15 protein-coding genes are annotated in these 19728 nt (G+C 68.8%); 8 read left to right on the top strand and 7 right to left on the bottom strand.

Annotated elements, in window-relative coordinates; translation table 11 throughout:
* Positions 1–14 precede the first annotated feature (14 nt).
* Positions 15–1970: an EAL domain-containing protein gene (locus INR38_RS08720; RefSeq protein ID WP_180318231.1), complete on the top strand. Its 1956-nt coding sequence runs from the start codon at positions 15–17 to the stop codon at positions 1968–1970.
* A gap of 79 nt (positions 1971–2049) precedes the next feature.
* On the opposite strand, the gene hmpA is transcribed toward INR38_RS08720, so the two are convergent.
* Positions 2050–3276, bottom strand: a complete 1227-nt coding sequence (hmpA, locus tag INR38_RS08715; RefSeq protein WP_207443260.1) for an NO-inducible flavohemoprotein — start codon at positions 3274–3276, stop codon at positions 2050–2052.
* 120 nt (positions 3277–3396) lie between these two features.
* Here hmpA and norR point away from each other — a divergent pair, with 120 nt between their 5' ends.
* Positions 3397–4980: a nitric oxide reductase transcriptional regulator NorR gene (norR, locus tag INR38_RS08710; protein ID WP_207475799.1), complete on the top strand. Its 1584-nt coding sequence runs from the start codon at positions 3397–3399 to the stop codon at positions 4978–4980.
* Here norR and INR38_RS08705 read toward each other — a convergent pair.
* The 5 genes from INR38_RS08705 to INR38_RS08685 form a co-directional block, all read right to left on the bottom strand.
* Positions 4964–5884 (bottom strand): DMT family transporter, encoded by a 921-nt coding sequence (locus INR38_RS08705; protein ID WP_207443047.1) that lies wholly within the window; start codon positions 5882–5884, stop codon positions 4964–4966. The genes norR and INR38_RS08705 overlap by 17 nt on opposite strands.
* A gap of 88 nt (positions 5885–5972) precedes the next feature.
* Positions 5973–6392, bottom strand: a complete 420-nt coding sequence (locus tag INR38_RS08700) for an FKBP-type peptidyl-prolyl cis-trans isomerase (protein ID WP_016446675.1) — start codon at positions 6390–6392, stop codon at positions 5973–5975.
* 33 nt (positions 6393–6425) lie between these two features.
* Positions 6426–7568 carry an aminotransferase class V-fold PLP-dependent enzyme gene (locus tag INR38_RS08695; RefSeq protein ID WP_013804424.1) on the bottom strand — a complete coding sequence of 381 codons (1143 nt, stop codon included), beginning with the start codon at positions 7566–7568 and terminating at the stop codon, positions 6426–6428.
* A gap of 100 nt (positions 7569–7668) precedes the next feature.
* Positions 7669–10962, bottom strand: a complete 3294-nt coding sequence (locus INR38_RS08690) for a carboxyl transferase domain-containing protein (RefSeq protein ID WP_207443046.1) — start codon at positions 10960–10962, stop codon at positions 7669–7671.
* A gap of 16 nt (positions 10963–10978) precedes the next feature.
* The gene (locus tag INR38_RS08685) at positions 10979–12574 is read right to left on the bottom strand and encodes an AMP-binding protein (RefSeq protein ID WP_207443045.1); all 1596 of its coding nucleotides are present in this window, start codon (positions 12572–12574) and stop codon (positions 10979–10981) included.
* A 159-nt stretch (positions 12575–12733) separates the two neighbouring features.
* Between INR38_RS08685 and INR38_RS08680 the strand changes: the two genes are divergently transcribed.
* Both INR38_RS08680 and INR38_RS08675 read left to right on the top strand, forming a co-directional pair.
* On the top strand, positions 12734–13456 hold the full coding sequence (locus INR38_RS08680) for a TetR/AcrR family transcriptional regulator (RefSeq protein ID WP_016446678.1): 723 nt from the start codon (positions 12734–12736) through the stop codon (positions 13454–13456).
* 26 nt (positions 13457–13482) lie between these two features.
* The gene (locus INR38_RS08675; protein ID WP_207443044.1) at positions 13483–14766 is read left to right on the top strand and encodes a branched-chain amino acid ABC transporter substrate-binding protein; all 1284 of its coding nucleotides are present in this window, start codon (positions 13483–13485) and stop codon (positions 14764–14766) included.
* A 38-nt stretch (positions 14767–14804) separates the two neighbouring features.
* Here INR38_RS08675 and INR38_RS08670 read toward each other — a convergent pair whose 3' ends face one another.
* Entirely contained in the window at positions 14805–15530 is a 726-nt protein-coding gene (locus INR38_RS08670; RefSeq protein ID WP_034389983.1) for a YggS family pyridoxal phosphate-dependent enzyme, read from the bottom strand.
* 37 nt (positions 15531–15567) lie between these two features.
* Between INR38_RS08670 and INR38_RS08665 the strand changes: the two genes are divergently transcribed.
* The 4 genes from INR38_RS08665 to INR38_RS08650 all read left to right on the top strand — a co-directional run bounded on the left by INR38_RS08665 (position 15568) and on the right by INR38_RS08650 (position 19570).
* Positions 15568–16611 carry a type IV pilus twitching motility protein PilT gene (locus INR38_RS08665; protein WP_012202999.1) on the top strand — a complete coding sequence of 348 codons (1044 nt, stop codon included), beginning with the start codon at positions 15568–15570 and terminating at the stop codon, positions 16609–16611.
* 31 nt (positions 16612–16642) lie between these two features.
* Positions 16643–17275 (top strand): cyclic nucleotide-binding domain-containing protein, encoded by a 633-nt coding sequence (locus tag INR38_RS08660; RefSeq protein ID WP_012202998.1) that lies wholly within the window; start codon positions 16643–16645, stop codon positions 17273–17275.
* 121 nt (positions 17276–17396) lie between these two features.
* Complete coding sequence (locus INR38_RS08655) at positions 17397–18533, top strand: PilT/PilU family type 4a pilus ATPase (RefSeq protein WP_012202997.1); 1137 nt, start codon at positions 17397–17399, stop codon at positions 18531–18533.
* A 125-nt stretch (positions 18534–18658) separates the two neighbouring features.
* Complete coding sequence (locus INR38_RS08650; protein ID WP_013804430.1) at positions 18659–19570, top strand: NAD(P)-dependent oxidoreductase; 912 nt, start codon at positions 18659–18661, stop codon at positions 19568–19570.
* Positions 19571–19728: the final 158 nt, after the last annotated feature.

Raw genomic sequence — 19728 nt, 5'->3', positions numbered from 1 at the left:
TTCTGAGGAACCACATGCAAGATCAGGGAGAGCAGCCCCGAATACCGCTCTGGGGCGCAATGACCCTGTACGTGTGCGCAGGTCTGCTGTGGCTCTGGGGCGTGGAATGGCTGCTGGCGCACCTGCAGATTCCGCCCGAGGCGGCGGCGCAGCGGCGCATGCTGTCCTCGGTGACCCTGGTGCTGGTCACGGCCGTGGGCGGCGGCTGGCTGCTGTGGCGCATGCGCCGTGGAGAGCGCACTGCCCATGCCGCGATGGCCGCCGGGCGGGAGGCCGACGAACGCCAGCGCCTGGCCACCGCCGTGGTGGACAACACCATGGAGGGCGTGGTCGTCACCGACGCGCGCAGCCGCATCCTCTCGGTCAACAGCGCCTTCACGCGGCTGCTGGGCTATACCGAGCAGGAAATGCTGGGCAAGACCCCGCGCATGTTCAAGTCCGGCCGCCATGACAAGGCCTTCTACGAGGCCATGTGGGACAGCATGCAGGCCACGGGCCACTGGCAGGGCGAAATCTGGAACCGCCGCAAGAACGGCGAGGTCTTCCCCGAGCGCATGTCGCTCAGCGCCGTCAAGGACGCACAGGGCAAGGTCACGCACTACGTGTGCATGTTCACCGACATCTCGGCCGAGAAGGCGCGCGAGGCCCAGCTCGAATTCCTGGCCCACCGCGACATGCTCACCGGCCTGCCCAACAGCGTGCGCTTCACAGCGCTGCTGGAAGACGCCGTGGCCGAGGCGGCCGCCGAGCAGGGCACGCTGGCCGTGATGCTGCTGAACATTGATCGCTTCAAGGACGTCAACGACAGCTACGGCCACGCCATTGGCGACCAGGTGCTGCGCCACATCGCCGCCCGTGTGCACGATTCCCTGGGACCCCAGGACCTCATAGGCCGCATGGCCGGTGACGAACTGGCCGTGCTGTGCAAGGGCATGAGCGAGCGCGGCGACGCCATCGCCCGCGCACGGCAACTGATCGCGGCGGCCGGCCAGCCCTGGAGCTCGCCGGACGGCCTGTCAGTCATGGCCGGCGTCAGCGTGGGCATCTGCATGTATCCCTCCCACGCCGGCAATGCCCAGGACCTGCTGCAGGGCGCGCACGCCGCCGTCTACGGCGCCAAGTCGCGCAGCGGCCGTGCCTGGTGCTTCTTCGAGGAAGACATGACCTCGGCCGCGCGCGAGCGCCTGGCCATGGAGGCACGGCTGCGGCAGGCCATAGACCTGGGCCACCTGCGCCTGTACTTCCAGCCCCAGATCGACCTGGCCACGGGCCGCCTGGTGGGCGCCGAGGCCCTGGTGCGCTGGCTGGACCCGGACGAGGGCCTCATCTCCCCGGCACGCTTCATTCCCGTGGCCGAAAGCTCGGGCGTCATCGGCGCGCTGGGCCTGTGGGTGCTGCGCGAGGCCTGCGCCCAGGGCCAGCGCTGGCGCGATCAGGGCCTGCCCGAGATGACCATCGCGGTCAATGTCTCGCTGCACCAGTTCCTGCTGACCGACATTGCCGGCGCCACCGCCGACGCGCTGGCCGCCACGGGCTTCGCCCCGCACTGCCTGGAGCTGGAAATCACCGAAAGCGCCCTGGCCGAGCGCCCCGAGGAGGCCCTGGCCGTCATGCGCCGCCTGCGCGCCCAGGGCCTGCGGCTGGCCATCGACGACTTCGGCACCGGCTATTCCTCGCTGGCCCACCTCAAGCGCTTTCCGCTGGACCTGCTCAAGATCGACCAGGGCTTTATCCGCGATATCCCGCACAGCGCGGACGACATGGCCATCAGCGGATCGGTGATCGCGCTGGGGCATGCCATGGGGCTGAAGGTTCTGGCCGAGGGCGTGGAGACGGCCGAGCAACTGGCATTCCTGCGCGGCAAGGGGTGCGACTTCTTCCAGGGCTATCTGTGCAGCAAGCCCTTGCCCGCACAGGCGTTTGGGGAGTGGGTGTCGGACAACCAGGGCATGTGGGCCGTGCAGGGCTGATCGCCCGATGCACGGCGGGCCGAGGCCCGGCCCCTGCTCCACCACTCGGGCCAGGGGACCCGGGCGAATCGACGGCAAATCAGGCCAACGCCTCCGCCGGCCCAAAGAATTCATAGCGGACCTGCCCTTCCGGCACCCCCAACACCCGCAACGACTCCTTCACCGACCGCATGAACGGCCGGGGCCCCAGGAAATACACATCGGCATCCACTGAAGGCAGCCACTCACCCAACTGCCGGGCGGTCAGCAGCCCCTGCGCATCGACCTCATCGCCCTCCTCCACCCGGTCATAGCAGTAGTACCGGCTGAGCTGCGGATGCACTGCGGCCAGCGCATCCACACGTTCACGGAAGGCATGCACCCCGCGCTCGCGTGCGCAGTGGATGAAGACCACGGGCCGCCGGGTCGGCAAGGCCGCATCCAGCATGGGCAGGGTCGGCGTGATGCCCACGCCGCCGCTGATCAGCACCAGCGGACGCTCGCCGGGCTGCAGCGTGAAGTGGCCTGCGGGCGGGAACAGCTGCAGCGTGTCGCCGACGCGGACCCGGTCGTGCAGGAAGTTGGAGACCTTGCCACCTGCCTCGCGCTTGACGCTGATGCGCAGGCTGCGGCCATCGGCGGGCGCGGACAGCGAGTAGTTGCGCCGCTGCTCCTGGCCGTCCACCACCAGGCGCAGCCCGATGTACTGGCCGGGCTGGTGGGCGATGACGGGGCCGCCATCGGCCGGCACCAGGTAGAACGAGGTGATCTCGGCGCTTTCCGCCACCTTGTCCTCGACCACGAAGGCACGCTCGCCGCGCCAGCCGCCTTCAGCCGCCGCCGTGCGGTCATAGGCCTGGCGTTCGGCGCCGATCAGGATGTCGGCCAGTTGCTGGTAGGCGGCGCCCCAGGCATCGATGACCTCGTCGGTGGCGATCTCGGCGCCCAGCACTTCGCGGATGGCGCGTAGCAGGCAGGTGCCGACGATGGGGTAGTGCTCGGGCTGCACCTGCAGCGCAACGTGCTTGTTGATGATCTGCGCGGGCAGATCGCCCAGGGCTTCGAGCCGGTCGATGTGCTTGGCGTACATGAGCACGCTATGGGCCAGGGCACGCGGCTGGGCACCGCTTTGCTGGTGGGCCATGTTGAACAGGGCGCGCACCTCGGGGTACTCGCCCAGCATGGTCTGGTAGAAGTGGGTGATCAAAGCCTCGCCGCCGGTTTCAAGCAGCGGGACGGTGGATTGGACGATGGCACGTTGGCGGTCGGTCAGCACGGGAAACTCCTTGGGTACGGGGACGGGCATGCCCGGTGCGATGCTGGGCATGCCTTGACAAAGGCAAGTGCCGTGCCAGGGCTGCAGCCCTTTCAGAACAAGGGTTTGGCGTTTCATGCGTCAATATGACCTTCGTCAAAACGAGTCTTTTTGACAGCGATCGCAGTCTTTATGACCACATCCACCGCCCTGCATGCCCTGACCCCTCTGGTGGCCGACCTGGCCCAGGACCTGCCCGAGCGCGAGCGCTTTCGCCGCCTGCTAGCAGCGCTGCGCGCCGTGCTGCCGGCCGATGCCGCCGCCCTGCTGCGGCTGGAGGGCGAGTGGCTGCGGCCCGTGGCCATCGATGGCCTGGTGCCCGATGCGCTGGGCCGGCGCTTTCGCATTGCCGAGCACCCGCGCTTCGCCCAGCTGCTGGCGGCGGGCCAGGCCATGCGCTTTGCGCCCGACAGCCCGCTGCCCGATCCCTATGACGGCCTGGTGGCCCAGGGCCACGGACCGCTGGAGGTGCACGACTGCATGGGCTGCGTGCTGCAGACGGGCGGCCTGCCCTGGGGCCTTCTCACGCTGGACGCGCTGGACCCCGGGCGCTTTGCCGACCCGGCCGCGCTGGCGGCGCTGCAGGCCTTTAGCAACCTGGCGGCGGCCACCGTGACCACGGCCGAGCGGCTGCGCCGATTGGCGCGCAGTGCGCGCGCCCTGCCCGCGCCCGGCGCCGCCCCGGGGGGCGAGTCATCGCGTCCGCTGATCGGCCAGAGCCCGGCCATGCGCGCGCTGCAAAAGGACATCGCCCTGGTCGCGGCCAGCGACCTCAACGTGCTGATCACGGGCGAGACCGGCACGGGCAAGGAACTGGTGGCCCAGGCCGTGCATGCGCAGTCGGCGCGTGCAGGCCGGGCGCTGGTCAGCATCAACTGCGCGGCCCTGCCCGACAACCTGGTCGAAAGCGAGCTGTTCGGCCATGTGCGCGGCGCCTTCACGGGTGCGCTGTCCGAGCGCAGCGGCAAGTTCGAGCAGGCCGACCAGGGCACGCTGTTCCTGGACGAGGTGGGCGAGCTGTCCCTGCCCGTGCAGGCCAAGCTGCTGCGCGTGCTGCAAAGCGGCCAGCTGCAGCGCCTGGGCTCGGACCGCGAGCACCATGTGGACGTGCGCGTGATCGCCGCCACCAACCGCGACCTGGCCGCCGAGGTGGCGGCAGGCCGCATGCGCGCCGATTTCTTCCACCGCCTGAGCGTCTACCCGCTGCGCGTGCCCGCGCTGCGCGAGCGCGACAGCGACGTGCTGATGCTGGCCGGCTTCTTCCTCGAGGAAAACCGTTCGCGCCTGGGCCTGGGCGGACTGCGCCTGCACCCCGCCGCGCAATCGGCTTTGCTTGCCCAGGACTGGCCCGGCAATGTCCGGGAGCTGGAGCACCTCATCAGCCGCGGCGTGCTGCGGGCGCTGAGCCGTGCGCCCTCCACCGCTCCAGCCGGTGGCCGGGCTCGCATGGTCACGCTGGGCCAGGCCGATCTCCGGGATGACGCTCAGCCCCCGGCGACGGCCACACCGACCCTGCCCCTCCCACAGGTCGCATCGCCCAGCGCCAGCCCCCAAGGCCTGCGCGAAGCCGTGGAGAGCTACGAGCGCCATCTGATCGACGCCAGCCTGCAGCGCCACCACGGCAGCTGGGCCGCCGCCGCACGCGAGCTGCAGATGGACCGCGCCAACCTGCAGCGGCTGGCGCGGCGGCTGGGACTGGTCAGGCAGGACGCCTGAGCGACTTCAGCCACCCATACCCGCTCACCAGCAGCACCCCGGCCAGCACCATCAGTGCCCCGGCCAGGAAGTTGGGCTCGATGGGCTCGCTGAGCAGCCAGGCCCCGAAGACCACGCCGAAGATGGGCGTCATGAACGAGAACACGCCCAGGCGCGAGGCCAGGTATTGCGTGAGCAGCCAGAACCAGACCAGGAAGCTCACGAAGCAGACCAGCACGGACTGGAAGGCCAGGCCGGCCCAGGCCAGCGGCGTGGGCTCGAAGCGGGTCTGGCCCAGCAGGAAGGCGGCGGGCAGCAGCAGCGCAAAGCCCGTGGCCAGTTGGTAGAGCAGGGTCTGCGCGGCGGGCAGCGATGCCAGCCGCGTGGCGCGGATGGCCACCGTGGTGGCGCCCCAGGCCACGCCGGCGGCCAGCGCCAGCAGGTCGCCCAGCAGCATGGCGGCGCCGGCTGCCTTCGAAGGCTTGCCGCCGCCCAGGAAGGCCAGCGCTATGCCGGCAAAGGCCAGTGCGATGCCCAGCCATTGCAGCGGCGCCAGGCGCTCCGAGGGCAGCTTCCAGTGCAGGCCCAGCGCCGCGAACACGGGGGCGGAATACAGGAAGACCACCACATGGGCGGCCGAGGTGTGGTTGATGCTCTCGCCCACCAGCAGGAATTCCAGCGCGAACAGCGTGCCCACGGCCAGGCCCGGGCGCCAGCTGCCGTCGTCCCACTGCACGCGCATGCCGCGCCAGCGCATGAACAGCCACACCAGCACTGCTCCCACGCCCGAGCGCAACGCGATCTGCAGCGTGGGCGCAATGGCATCGGCCGTGGCCTTGAGCAGGATCTGCTGCAGGCTCCAGATCAGGCACAGCATGAGCATCAGCGCGGCGGCGCGCGCGTCCAGCGGTTTGCGTGAATCCACGGCATATCCCTTTCAACGACCGTAAAAAAGCCGGCCCGCAGGCCGGCTTTGCATCAAGCGGGAGCTGGCCCGGCCAGCGGGCCGGCCATCACTTGATGCCCAGCAGTTCCACCTCGAAGTTCAGCGTGGCGTTGGGCGGGATCACGCTGCCCGCGCCACGGCTGCCGTAGGCGATGGAGGGCGGGCAGGTCAGCTTGGCCTTGCCGCCGACCTTCATCTTCTGCACGCCTTCGGTCCAGCAGGGAATCACGCCGGTCAAGGGGAACTCGATGGGCTGGCCGCGCGTGATGGAGCTGTCGAAGTCCTTGCCCGTGTCGGGGAAGTAGCCGCGGTAGTGCACGCGCACCGTGTCGCTGGCCTTGGGGCTGGCGCCCGTGCCTTCCTTGAGGCTTTCGTAGACCAGGCCGCTGGCCGTGGTGACGGGTTCGGCCGCATGGGCTGCCACGCCGGTCAGTGCGGCGAGCATCAGGCCGCAGGAGGCGGCCAGGGTGGTGAGGGTCTTGTTCATGAGGGTTCTTTCAATGCAATGTTTGCAGCGGGTTCACGCCTTGGCGGGGACACCAATGTCGTCAAGGGCCTTGGCGATGTGGCCGACGGTGCGGTCCACGTTGTGCCATTTTTCCAGGCCGAACAGGCCGATGCGGAAGGTCTTGAAGTCCGGGCCTTCGTCGCACTGCAGGGGCACGCCCGAGGCGGTCTGCAGGCCGGCTTCCATGAACTTCTTGCCGCTCTGGATGCCGGGGTCGGTGGTGTAGCTGACCACGACGCCGGGGGCCTTCCAGCCTTCGGCCGCCACGCTGGGAAAGCCGCGCGATTCCAGCAGGGCACGCACCTTGGCGCCCAGGGCGATCTGCTCGTCGCGCACCTTGGCGAAGCCGTAGGCACGCGTCTCCAGCATCACGTCGCGCAGGCGGACCAGGGCGTCGGTGGGCATGGTGGTGTGGTAGGCGTGCTGGCCTTTTTCGTAGCCCTCGGCGATCTGCATCCACTTCTTGAGGTCGCAGGAGAAGCTGGAGCTTTGCGTGTGCTCGATGGCTTCGCGCGCACGCTGCGAGAGCATGACCATGGCGCAGCACGGCGAGCTGCTCCAGCCCTTTTGCGGCGCGCTGATCAGCACGTCCACGCCGGTCTTTTCCATGTCCACCCACATGGCGCCCGAGGCCACGCAGTCCAGCACGAAGAGCGCGCCCACCTCGTGCGCGGCATCGGCCACGGTGCGCAGGTAGCTGTCGCTCAGCAGGATGCCGCTGGCCGTCTCCACATGGGGGGCGAACACGACCTTGGGTTTTTCAGTGCGGATGGCGGCGGCCACGTCCTCGGCCGCGCAGGGCGCCCAGGGGTCCTGGCTGCCCGGTCCCTGGCGACGCGCCTTGCAGACCACGGCGCCACCGCCCAGGCCGCCTTCCTCGAAGATCTGGGTCCAGCGGTAGCTGAACCAGCCGTTGCGCACGATGAGCACCTTTTCGCGGTTGGCGAACTGGCGCGCCACGGCCTCCATGCCGAAGGTGCCGCTGCCCGGCACCAGCACGGCCGTGTGGGCGTGGTAGACCTCCTGCAGCGTGGTGAGGATGTCCTGCATCACGCCCGCGAAGCGCTTGGACATGTGGTTGAGCGCGCGGTCGGTGTAGACCACCGAGAATTCGAGCAGGCCGTCGGGATCGATATCGGGCAGAAGTCCGGGCATGGGGAGTCTCCAGAGGCAGCGGGGCCTGCACTGCAGGCCCGCCATCATGTTCGTCGGAAAGGCGGCCAGCTTAGCATGCCGTCCGTGGCGTTTTCAGGGCCTACCAGGTGTCCACGAAGCCGGCTTGGGCAGGCGCAACGCGCGCCCCTGCCAGGCCGCGCGACAGCCAGGCGCGCGTGTCGGCGGGGTCGATGACGGCGTCGATCTCCAGCGTGCCGGCCATGTGCATGGCCTCGCCGTGGGCGTACTGCTGGGCCAGCAGCCGGTCGAACAGGGCGTTGCGTTCGGCGCCCTCGGGCAGGGCCTCCAGTTCCTTGCGAAAGCCCAGGCGCACGGCGCCTTCCAGACCCATGGCACCGAACTCGCCCGTGGGCCAGGCCACGTTGAACACCGGCGCATGGAAGCTGCCGGCCGTCATGCCCATGGCCCCCAGGCCGTAGCCCTTGCGCAGCACCACGCTGAAATACGGCACGCGCAGCTTGGCCGCCGTGACGAACAGGCGGCTGACATGGCGCACCTGGGCCGTCTTCTCGATCTCGGGGCCGACCATGAAGCCGGGCGTGTCCACCAGGCTCACGATGGGCAGGCCATGGGCATTGCACAGCTGCATGAAGCGCGCGGCCTTGTCGGCCGCATCGGCGTCGATCGCGCCGCCCAGGTGGGAGGGGTTGTTGGCCATCAGCCCCACGGGCCGGCCTTCGATGCGCGCCAGCGCCGTGTGGATGCCTGCGCCAAAGCCCGTGCGCAGCATCAGCAGGCTGCCTTCGTCCACCAGATGCGCCATGGCCGCACGCGTGTCATAGGCACGCAGCCGGTTCTCGGGCACCACATGGCGCAGGGCGCGCGTGTCGGGCGCGGTCCACTCCGTGGTGCGACCCTGGAAGAAGGACAGGTAGTGGCGCGCGGCGGCCACGGCTTCGGCCTCGTCCTCGACTATCACGTCGATCACGCCATTGGCATGCTGCACGCTGCTGGGACCGATCTGCTCGGGCCGGAAGACGCCCAGCCCGCCGCCCTCGATCATGGCCGGCCCGCCCATGCCGATGCAGCTGGCGCGCGTGGCGATGATCACGTCGCTGCAGCCCAGCAGGGCTGCGTTGCCCGCGAAGCAGCGGCCATGGGTGATGCCGATCACGGGCACCTGGCCCGACAGCGCCGCATAGGCCGCGAAGGTGTGCACATGCAGGCCCGCGACCACGGGCGTGTCGGTGTCACCGGGCCGCCCGCCGCCGCCTTCGGCGAACAGCACCACGGGCAGCTTCTGGGCCAGCGCAATGCCCAGCATGCGGTCGGTCTTGGCATGGTTGCGCGCGCCCTGGGTGCCCGCCAGCACGGTGGCGTCATAGGACATGACGACGGCGCGCGAGCGCTCCTGGCCGAACTGCGCGCCGTTGATGGAGCCCATGCCCGTGACCATGCCGTCGGCCGGCGTGTTGGCGATCAGATCGTCCATGCTGCGCCGGCGCGTCTGCGCGGCAATGGCCAGCGCACCGTATTCGATGAAGCTGCCCTCATCGCAAAGATCGGCGATGTTCTCGCGCGCGCTGCGGCTGCCCTGGGCATGGCGTTTGGCCATGGCCTCGGGCCGGGCAGCATCGCGCGTGAAGGCATGGCGGTCGATGACGCGCTGCAGGTCGGCGCGGATGTGGTCCGGGTCCTGTGCGGACTGCTGCGCGCGTGCGTCGGCCTGCACGCCTTCGGCGGCGGCCAGCACCAGCAGGGGCTGGTCCTGGGCCACATAGGCACCGGCCTCGGCCAGCCGTCGGGTGATGGTGCCGGCCTGCGGCGCCAGCAGCACATGCTCCATCTTCATGGCTTCGAGCACGCCCAGTTCGGCGCCTGCAGCCACGGCATCGCCCACGGCCACGCTCCACTGCACGATGCGCGCGGGCATGGGGGCCGTGATGGCGCCTTCGGGGACGGGCGCGCCAGCAGCCTCGGCCGCCACCGGAACCTCGGCGGCCGCAGCCGTGCGGCGCGCGCCTTCGGCCAGCGCCTGGGCGTCCGCCACCAATTCGGGAAGGGCCTCTTCAAACCAGCGTGTGTGCACGGCCTGCGACGCCATCTCGGGCCGCCGGGCCAGCGCCTGCAGCAGCGGCAGGTTGGTGGCCAGCCCGTCGATGCGGCATTCGTCCAGCGCGCGACGTGCGCGGCGAAGCACGTCTTCAAAGCGCGGCCCGCTGCTGTGCACGATGAGCTTGGCCAGCAGCGTGTCGTAGTGCGGCGAGGGGCTGGCGCCCGCCACCGCATGCGTGTCGATGCGGATGCCGGGCCCGGCCGGCCACTGCAGCGCGCCTATGCGCCCGCTGCCGGGGCGCGACTGGCCTGCGGCATCCAGCGTCTCGGCATTGATGCGCCACTGCATGGCATAGCCGCGCGGCGCGGGCGGTGTCCTGGCATCCAGGCCCAGCTCGCCCAGGTGATCGCCCGCCGCAATGCGGATCTGGGCCTGCACCAGGTCGATGCCGAAGACTTCCTCGGTGATGGTGTGCTCGACCTGCAGGCGCGGGTTGGCCTCGATGAAGACATAGGGCAGGGAGTCGGAGGCGGCATCGACCAGGAATTCGAAGGTGCCCAGGCTCTCGTAGCCGATCTCGGCAGCCATGCGCAGCGCGTCGCGCGTGATGCGCTCGCGCAGCGGCTGCGCCAGGCTGGGGCTGGGCGCGATCTCCACCAGCTTCTGGAAGCGCCGCTGCAGCGTGCATTCCCGTTCGCCCAGCGCGATGGGGCCTGCACCGCCGTCGCCCAGGATCTGCACCTCGATATGGCGTGCGCCCGTCATCAGCCGCTCCACATAGACGCCGTCCACGCCGAAGGCGGCGCGCGCCTCGCTGCGGCAGCGCTCATAGGCGGCAGGCAGGTCCTCGGCGCGCGCCACGGCGCGCATGCCGCGCCCGCCGCCGCCGCCGATGGCCTTGACCATGATGCCGCTGGCGCCCCCGGCCTGCTGCGCCTCGAAGAAGGCCTGGGCCTGTTCCAGCGTGACAGCCTCGCTGCTGCCCGGCATCAGCGGCACGCCGCAGCGGCGTGCCAGATCGCGCGCGCGGGCCTTGTCGCCCAGCAGCGCCAGATGGGCGGGTGCAGGGCCGATGAAGCGCAGGCCCGCATCGGCGCAGGCCTGCGCAAAGCCCGCGTTCTCGCTGAGAAAGCCGTAGCCCGGATGGATGCCGTCGCAGCCGTGCTCGCGCGCAATGCGCAGCAGGTGGGCGCCGTCCAGGTAGGCCGAGGGGCCGCTGGCGCCCAGGGGCACGGCTGCATCGGCAGCGGATACATGGGGCGCCTGCGCATCGTCTGCGGCATAGACGGCCAGGCTCGGCACACCCAGCTCGCGCAGCGCGCGCACGATGCGCAGCGAGATCTCGCCACGGTTGGCAATCAGGATCTTCTGGAACATGGGTCTTCGGTCTTTCTCATTGATCGCGCAGCAAGCGACGCAGCACCTTGCCCGCTCCGGTGGCGGGCAGCGCCTCGATGAAACGCACCTCGCGCGGCGCCTTGTAGCTGGCCATGTTCTCGCGCGACCACTGCACCAGGTCCTCGGCCGCGATCTGCTGGCCCGGCCGCGTGACGATGAAGGCGCGCACGACCTCGCCCTTTTGCGGGTCGGGCACGCCGATCACGGCGGCCTGGGCCACGGCCGGATGCTTGATGAGGATGGCTTCCACCTCCTCGGGGAAGACGCTGTAGCCCGAGACCTTGATCATTTCCTTGAAGCGGCCGATGAAGGTCAGGTAGCCATCGGCGTCGATGCGGCCCATGTCGCCCGTGTGCACCCAGCCGTTCTTCAGGGTCCTGGCCGTGGCCTCGGGCTTGTTCCAGTAGCCCTTGAAGTTGCCGGGGCCGCGGATGGTGATCTCGCCCACTTCGCCGGCCGGCAGCGGCTCGCCGGTCTCGGGGTCGATGATACGCACCTCGTTGCCGGGCAGCGGCTTGCCGTGCGTGCCCCAGCGGATGGCGTCGCCCGGCATGGAGGTGTCCATGGTGTGGGTCTCGCTCAGGCCATAGGCCGCCTCGCTGGAGATGCAGTTCGGGGTGAAGCGCTTCCACTGCCGCGCCAGTTCCTCGGTGTAGGCAATGCCGAAGCTGGTCACGGTGTTGCGGCGCAGCGCGGAAAAGTCCATGGTCTCCACGCCCGGCAGCTGCATCACGGCCACGTTCATGGGCGCGATGCTGTACCACCAGGTCACGCGGTAGCGCTCCAGGGCCTGGGCCACGGCCAGCGGGTCGAAGCGGTGCAGCAGCACGCAGGTGGCGCCGCTGTGCACGGGCATGTTCACGCCCATGGACATGCCGGCAATGTGATAGAGCGGCGCCACGGCCAGCAGCATGTCCCCTGCGTTCACGCCCGTGGCGCTGGAGGCGCCGGCCGTCTTGCTGGCCGCGTTGCCGTAGCTGAGCATGGCGCCCTTGGGCAGGCCCGTGGTGCCCGAGGTATAGGTCATCAGCGAGACATCGTCCATGGCGACATCGACGGGCACGGGCTTGGCGCCGCTGTGCATGACATCCCAGAACGATTCCACGCCCTCGGGCAGCGGCTGCACGGGGGCCTGCAGTTCGGGCGGCAGCGCCAGCGTGGCCGATTCAGGAAGCCAGTCGCCATAACGCACGGCCAGCACATGCCTGAGCGCCGTGCTGGCGCGCACCTTGTCCACCACGGGCAGCAGCACATCGGCCGCGACGATCACGCGGGCCTTGAGGTCATCGAGCTGGTACTGCAGCTCATGCTCCTTGTTCAGCGGCCCGCAGGGGCAGACGATGGCGCCGACCTTCTGGATGCCGTAGTGCGCCACGATGTACTGCGGGCAGTTGTTCATGAACAGCGCCACGGGCTCTCCCCGGCCCACGCCCAGCGCCTGCAGCCGCGCGGCAAAGGCGTCGCTGGCCGCATCCACCTCGGCCCAGCTGATGTGGCGGCCATACCAGATGTAGGCGTCGCGGCCGGGGTGGTTGCGCGCATTGCGGCGCAGGGCCTCATGCAGGGGAATGAGGGTCTCGGAATCCGCCATGCTTGTCTCCTGGGTGTCTGGCCATCCCGGAACCAGTCCTAAGGGATAGCCTTGATTTGTTTTGGGGTCCAGCGGCTTGCCAATATATACCCGCTGGTAGAACATTGCTACCCATCGGTATAACCATCGCAGCCACCGACGCGACACGAGATTTCCCGCATGCCCAAGCCCCCTGTCACCCCGCGCGGCCGCCAGCGCCTTCCCACGGCCGGCTCCGATGAAAAGCGCGAACGCATCCTCAAGGCGGCCGAGGCCCTGTTCGACCGCAACGGCTACGCCAACACCACGATGGAGCAGATCGTCCAGGCCCTGGGCGTGACCAAGCCCTTCGTCTACTACTACTTCCGCAACAAGCAGGAGATCTTCGAGACCCTGTGCTGGGCGCCCACCGAGGCCTGCTTCACGGTGCTGGACTTCGCGGCCGACGATCCGCGCGCCGCGCACGAGAAGGCCGTGGACGGCCTGCAGCGCCTGATCGCGGCCACCATTGCCCACTATCCGGCGGCCTTCTTTCCCTATCGCGAGCCCCAGGCCTTCAGCCCTGCGTACATGAAGGCCTCGCGCACGCTGGCGCGCCAGTTCTACCGCCAGTTCTGCGCGCTGCTCGAAGAAGGCCGCGCCAGCGGCCACCTGGACTTTCGCGAGACACGCATCACCGCCCAGGCCGCCTGCAGCCTGCCGGGCTTTCTCTACAACTGGTACCGCCCCGGCGGCCGCCTGGGCACGGCCGAGATGGTGGCCGAGCTGACCGAGCTGGCCAGCCGCGTGCTGGGCCTGCGCACGGCGCCAGCCACCGCGCCCGAAGCCATTGCCGCATCCCCCGCGAAAAAGACGCCTGCACGGCGCAGCCGGCCCCGCGCCGAGCCGCCCGGCAAGGACTGACGACCATTCCTTCGAGGAGACAAGACATGCCGATCCGCCGCCATTGCATCCGACGATATTCCCAACCATCCATCGTTCTCGCCGCCGCCCTGCTGTGCGCCACGGCCGCCCACGCCCAGGGCGGCGAGACGTTCAAGATCGCCTTCATCGACCCGCTGTCCGGCCCCTTCGTCAGCACAGGCGAGCTGATGCGCGACCACGTGCAATACGCGGTCGAGGATGTGAACGCCAAGGGCGGTCTGTTCAACGGCACGAAGCTGCAGCTGCTGCAGTTCGACAGCAAGCTCTCGGCCCAGGAGAGCCAGGCCGCGCTGCAGGCGGCCATCGACCAGGGCGCGCGCGTGGTGGTGACCGGGGGATCGGGCTCTTCGGTGGTGGCGGCCCTGGTGCAGGCGGCCTCGCGCCACAACCAGCGCAATCCGGGCAAGGAAGTGCTGGTGCTCAACCATTCCTCCATCGACCCCGAGCTGACGGGCAAGGCCTGCAGCTTCTGGCATTTCATGTTCGATGCCAACACCGCCATGCGCATGCAGGCGATTGCCAGCTACATCAAGACCCAGCCGGGCATCCGCAAGGTCTACCTGCTCAACCAGGACTACGCCCACGGCAAGCAGTGGGCGGCCTACGGGCGCCAGATGGTGAGCGCGGCCCGGCCCGACATCCAGTTCACGGGCGAGATGCTCCACCCCATAGGCCGGGTCAAGGACTTCGCGCCCTATGTGGCCAAGATCAAGGAAACAGGTGCGGACTCGGTGATCACGGGCAACTGGGGCCAGGACCTGACCCTGCTGCTCAAGTCAGCCGCCGACTCGGGCTATGACCTGCGCTACTTCAACCACAGCGCGGGCGGCATGCCGGGCACGGTGACATCCTTCGCCCAGACCCGCATCGGCCAGCTGACCTGGGTGGCCGAATGGCACCCGGGCCAGGCCGGCCGCCCGCTGGCCGACGCCCGCGCCCAGGAATACAAGGCCCGCATGGGCAAGGACTTCCTGGCCCCGCGCATGGACCTGGTGCCGCGCATGCTGGCCGCCGCCATGGCCAAAGCACAGTCCACCGAACCCGTGAAGATCGCGCTGGCCATGGAGGATTTGCAGATGGACACCGTGGTCGGCCCCGTGCGCATGCGCGGCAAGGACCACCAGCTGCTGCTGCCCCAGGTGGTCAACACCATCGCGCCCGTGGACGGCAAGCTGGTCAAGGCCGGCTGGGAAGGCACGAACTACGGCTTTCGCACCGATGCCGTCTACACGCCCGAGCAGGTGGAATTGCCCACGGACTGCCAGATGAAGCGGCCCGGCGGGCGCTGAGGCGGCCTGCCCCGCCAGCCAAGCCAGCTACGCCCTGGTCAGCGCGGGGCGTAGTTTCTCTGGCCGAAGATACCGCTGCCCACGCGCACCATCGTGCTGCCTGCGGCCACGGCCGCTTCCAGGTCGCCGGTCATTCCCATGGAAACCGTGTCGAAGCGCTCCAGCCCCGGCAGGCCGCTGGCGCGGATCTGTTCGAAGACGGCGGTGGCGCGGGCATGCACCTCGCGCTGGGCCTCGAAGCCCGGCGCATCGTCGGGAATGCTCATCACGCCGCGCAGCGCCAGGCGCGGCAGCTGCACGATGGCGGCGGCCAGCTCCAGCGCCTGCTGCGGCGCCACGCCGGCCTTGGTCTCGCCGCCATCCACGTTCAGCTGGATGCAGACCTGCAGCGGCGCCAGGCCCTCGGGGCGCTGGGCCGACAGGCGCTCGGCGATCTTCAGGCGGTCCACGGTCTGGGCCCAGTCGAAATGCTCGGCCACCAGGCGTGTCTTGTTGCTCTGGATGGGGCCTATGCAATGCCATTGCAGGGCCTCGCCACCCGGCAGGCCCATGGCGCGCACGGCGGCGATCTTGTCCACTCCTTCCTGGATGTAGTTCTCGCCGAAGCTGCGCTCGCCGGCCAGCACGGCCTCGCGCACGGCGTCGGCGCCGAAGGTCTTGGAGACGGACAGCAATTGCACCGAGCCGGACGCCCTGCCCGCCTGCGCGCAGGCCGAGGCAATCCGTTCGTGAATCTGTTGAAGCTTGTTTTCAATCGTCGTCATAATTGCCGCCAGCGTACCAAACGAGGGAGCAAACTCCGTGGACATCACCCAATTGCTGGCATTCAGCGTCAAGAACAAGGCCTCCGACCTGCACCTGTCCGCGGGGCTGCCGCCGATGATCCGTGTGCACGGCGATGTGCGCCGCATCAATGTCGATCCGCTGGACCACAAGACGGTCCACGCCATGGTCTACGACATCATGAGCGACTCCCAACGCAAGGCCTACGAGGAGTTCCTGGAGGTGGACTTCTCGTTCGAGATCGAGGGGCTGGCGCGCTTCCGTGTCAACGCCTTCAACCAGTACCGGGGCGCGGCCGCCGTCTTCCGGACCATTCCCAGCAAGATCCTGACGCTGGAGCAGCTCAACGCACCGCGCATCTTCGGCGACCTGGCCCTGAAGCCGCGCGGCCTGGTGCTGGTGACCGGCCCCACGGGCTCGGGCAAGTCCACCACGCTGGCCGGCATGGTCAACCACCTCAACGAGACCGAGTACGGGCACATCCTGACGGTGGAGGACCCCATCGAATTCGTGCACGACTCCAAGAAGTGCCTGATCAACCAGCGCGAAGTCGGGCCGATGACGCAGTCGTTCTCGGCCGCACTGCGCTCGGCGCTGCGCGAGGACCCGGACGCCATCCTGGTGGGCGAAATGCGTGACCTGGAAACCATCCGCCTGGCCATGACCGCAGCCGAGACGGGCCACCTGGTCTTCGGCACCCTGCACACCTCCAGCGCCGCCAAGACCATCGACCGCATCATCGACGTCTTCCCCGCCGAGGAAAAGGAGATGGTGCGCGCCATGCTCTCCGAATCGCTGCAGGCCGTGATCTCGCAGACGCTGTGCAAGACCAAGGACGGCCAGGGCCGCATCGCCGCCCACGAAATCATGCTGGGCACCAGCGCCATCCGCAACCTGATCCGCGAGGCCAAGGTGGCCCAGATGTACTCCACCATCCAGACGAGTCAGAATGTGGGCATGCAGACGCTGGACCAGAACCTGACCGATCTGGTGCGGCGCAACCTGATCAGCCCGGCGGAAGCCCGCGCCAAGGCCAAGATACCGGACAACTTCCCGGGCTGACCGCCACCCGCCCAGCCTCTCGCCACGCGCCATGAAAAGCATTTTCCGCAAGCTGCGAAGCGGCCAGGAGCCTTCGGCCCCGGCCTCCGAGTCGGCCTTCTTCACGACCACGCTGGCGGCGCATGGCTTCATGGACCCGCACACTCCTCCCGTTCCCTGGGAGGCGCGCGCCATCGAGGTCGGGGCCACGCGGCTGCCGCGCGGCGGCGGGGGCCAGCTGGAGCAGCTGTGGTCGCGCGACCGCTACCTGGGCCAGCTGGATGCGGCCAGCCTGCAGCGGCTGAGCGAATATTTCATCTACGCGGCCGTGGCACCGCAACGCGACGTGATCCGCCAGGAGGAGAACGGCAGCTTCATGGCCGTGGTGCTGTCCGGCCAGATCGCCGTGGAGCGCCAGCAGCCCTGGGGCGAGCGCATGCGCCTGGCGCAGACGCGGCCCGGCGACATCCTGGGCGAGATGTCGCTGCTGGACGGCGGGCCGCGCTTTTCCAGCTGCACCACGCTGACCGACTGCGAGATCGGCGTGCTCAGCGCCGAGGCGCTGGACGAGATGATGGCCAAGGACGCCGCGCTGGCCGCCAAGCTGATGGCGCTGCTGGCGCGCAAGCTCTCGTTCCGGCTGCGCGCCATCAGCGTGCGCCTGGGCGAAGAGCAGCACACATAGACAGTGAGTGAGTGAGTTGAATATGAGGACGCCTGGCCCCTGCGGGCCGGACCGGCCTACCTGCAAATAACAAAACAACCTGTGCGCCACAACGGCGCGCAACGCCCGGGGGAATACGGCAATGGAAAGAGATCAGGCCACCAAGTTCATCAACGACCTGCTCAAGCTCATGGTCAGCCGCAACGGCAGCGACTTGTTCATCACGGCGGAATTCCCGCCGGCGATCAAGATCGACGGGCGCATCACCAAGGTGTCGCCGCAGCCGCTGTCGCCCGTGCACACGCTGACGCTGGCGCGCTCGGTCATGAGCGACAAGCAGATCGCCGATTTCGAGCGCACCAAGGAGTGCAACTTCGCCATCTCGCCGCCGGGCATAGGGCGCTTTCGCGTCAACGCCTTCATCCAGCAGGGCCGCGTGGGCATGGTGATGCGGACGATTCCGCTGGCCCTGCCCACCATCGACAGCCTGGGCGTGCCCCAGGTGCTCAAGGAGGTGGCCATGACCAAGCGCGGCCTGTGCATCCTGGTCGGCGCCACGGGCTCGGGCAAGTCCACCACGCTGGCCGCCATGGTGGACTGGCGCAACGAAAGCTCCTACGGCCACATCGTGACCATCGAGGACCCCATCGAATTCGTGCACCCGCACAAGAACTGTGTGGTCACGCAGCGCGAAGTGGGCCTGGACACGGACAGCTGGGACGCGGCGCTCAAGAACTCCCTGCGCCAGGCGCCGGACGTGATCCTGATGGGCGAAATCCGCGACCGCGAGACCATGGAGCACGCCATCGCCTTCTCGGAAACCGGCCACCTGTGTCTGGCCACGCTGCACGCCAACAGCGCCAACCAGGCGCTGGACCGCATCGTCAACTTCTTCCCCGAGGACCGCCGCCCGCAGCTGTTGATGGACCTGTCGCTGAACCTGCGCGCCATGGTCTCCCAGCGCCTGCTGCCCAAGCAGGACAGCAAGGGCCGCGTGGCCGCCATCGAGGTGATGCTCAACTCGCCGCTGATCTCCGACCTGATCTTCAAGGGCGAGGTCACCGAGATCAAGGAGATCATGAAGAAAAGCCGCAACCTGGGCATGCAGACCTTCGACCAGGCGCTGTTCGACCTGTTCGAGTCCAACCTGGTCACCTACGAGGATGCACTGCGCAATGCCGACTCGGTCAACGACTTGCGGCTGCAGATCAAGCTGGGCAGCCAGCGCGCCAAGTCGCTGGACCTGGCGGCGGGCACCGAGCATTTCGCCATCGTCTGAGGGGCGTGCCATGCACGCCCTGACCGCGCCTTCAGTGCGCTGAGCCGGCATGCCGGCTCCTTCCAGGGCCGCGCCGGACGCGGCCCTGCGCCACCCGCCTCCCACCACCTCTCAGGATTGCTTCCATGTCCGACTCCTCCATCGCCGCCCGCAGCTATGCGGACACCGCCCCTCTTTCCGTGGCCTTCCTCGGGCTGGGCGTCATGGGCTACCCCATGGCCGGCCACCTGGCCACGGCGGGCCACCGCGTCACGGTCTACAACCGCACGCCGGCCAAGGCCCGCGCCTGGTGCGAGGAGTTCAACGGCGGCCATGCGGCCACGCCGCGCGAGGCCGTGGCCGGCGCCGACATCGTGTTCAGCTGCGTGGGCAATGACGATGACCTGCGCTCGGTCGTGCTGGGGCCGGACGGCGCCTTCGCCGGCATGCGCCGCGGCGCCATCTTCGCCGACCACACGACGGCATCGGCCGAAGTGGCGCGCGAGCTGCATGCGGCCGGGCTGGAGCTGGGCCTGCAGTTCATCGACGCCCCCGTCTCGGGCGGCCAGGCCGGCGCCCAGAACGGCCAGCTCACCGTGATGTGCGGCGGCGACCAGGCCGCCTTCGCCACCATGCAGCCCGTGGCCATGGCCTTCTCGCGCGCCTGCACGCTGATGGGCGACAGCGGCGCCGGCCAGCTCACCAAGATGGTCAACCAGATCTGCATCGCCGGCCTGGTCCAGGGCCTGTCCGAGGCCATCGCCTTCGGCCAGCGTGCGGGACTGGACATTCCCAGCGTGCTCGATGTCATCGGCAAGGGCGCCGCCCAGAGCTGGCAGATGGACAACCGTGGCCGCACCATGGCCGAAGGCAAGTTCGACTTCGGCTTTGCCGTGGACTGGATGCGCAAGGACCTGGGCCTGGTGCTGGCCGAAGCCCAGCGCAACGGCGCGCGCCTGCCCGTCACGGCCCTGGTGGACCAGTTCTATGCCGATGTGCAGCAGATGGGGGGCAGGCGCTGGGATACCTCCAGCCTCATCAAGAGGCTCACCCCCTGAGCGGCTTACGCCGCTTCCCCCTCTCTACTTGCTTCGCAAGGGAGGGGGACGACACCATCGCTGCGGGGCGGCCCTTGCTTGGTGTCCCTGGCTTTAGGCCCTGCCAGATTCAAGTGCTATGCCCTGAGGAACGAGATCTTCCTATGTCCAAAACAAAA

Source organism: Delftia sp. SD018 (assembly GCF_017355445.1).
Classification (GTDB): domain Bacteria; phylum Pseudomonadota; class Gammaproteobacteria; order Burkholderiales; family Burkholderiaceae_C; genus Comamonas; species Comamonas acidovorans.
The sequence above is the reverse complement of the archived record's forward strand: the minus strand, read 5'-3'. Positions and strand labels throughout refer to the sequence as shown.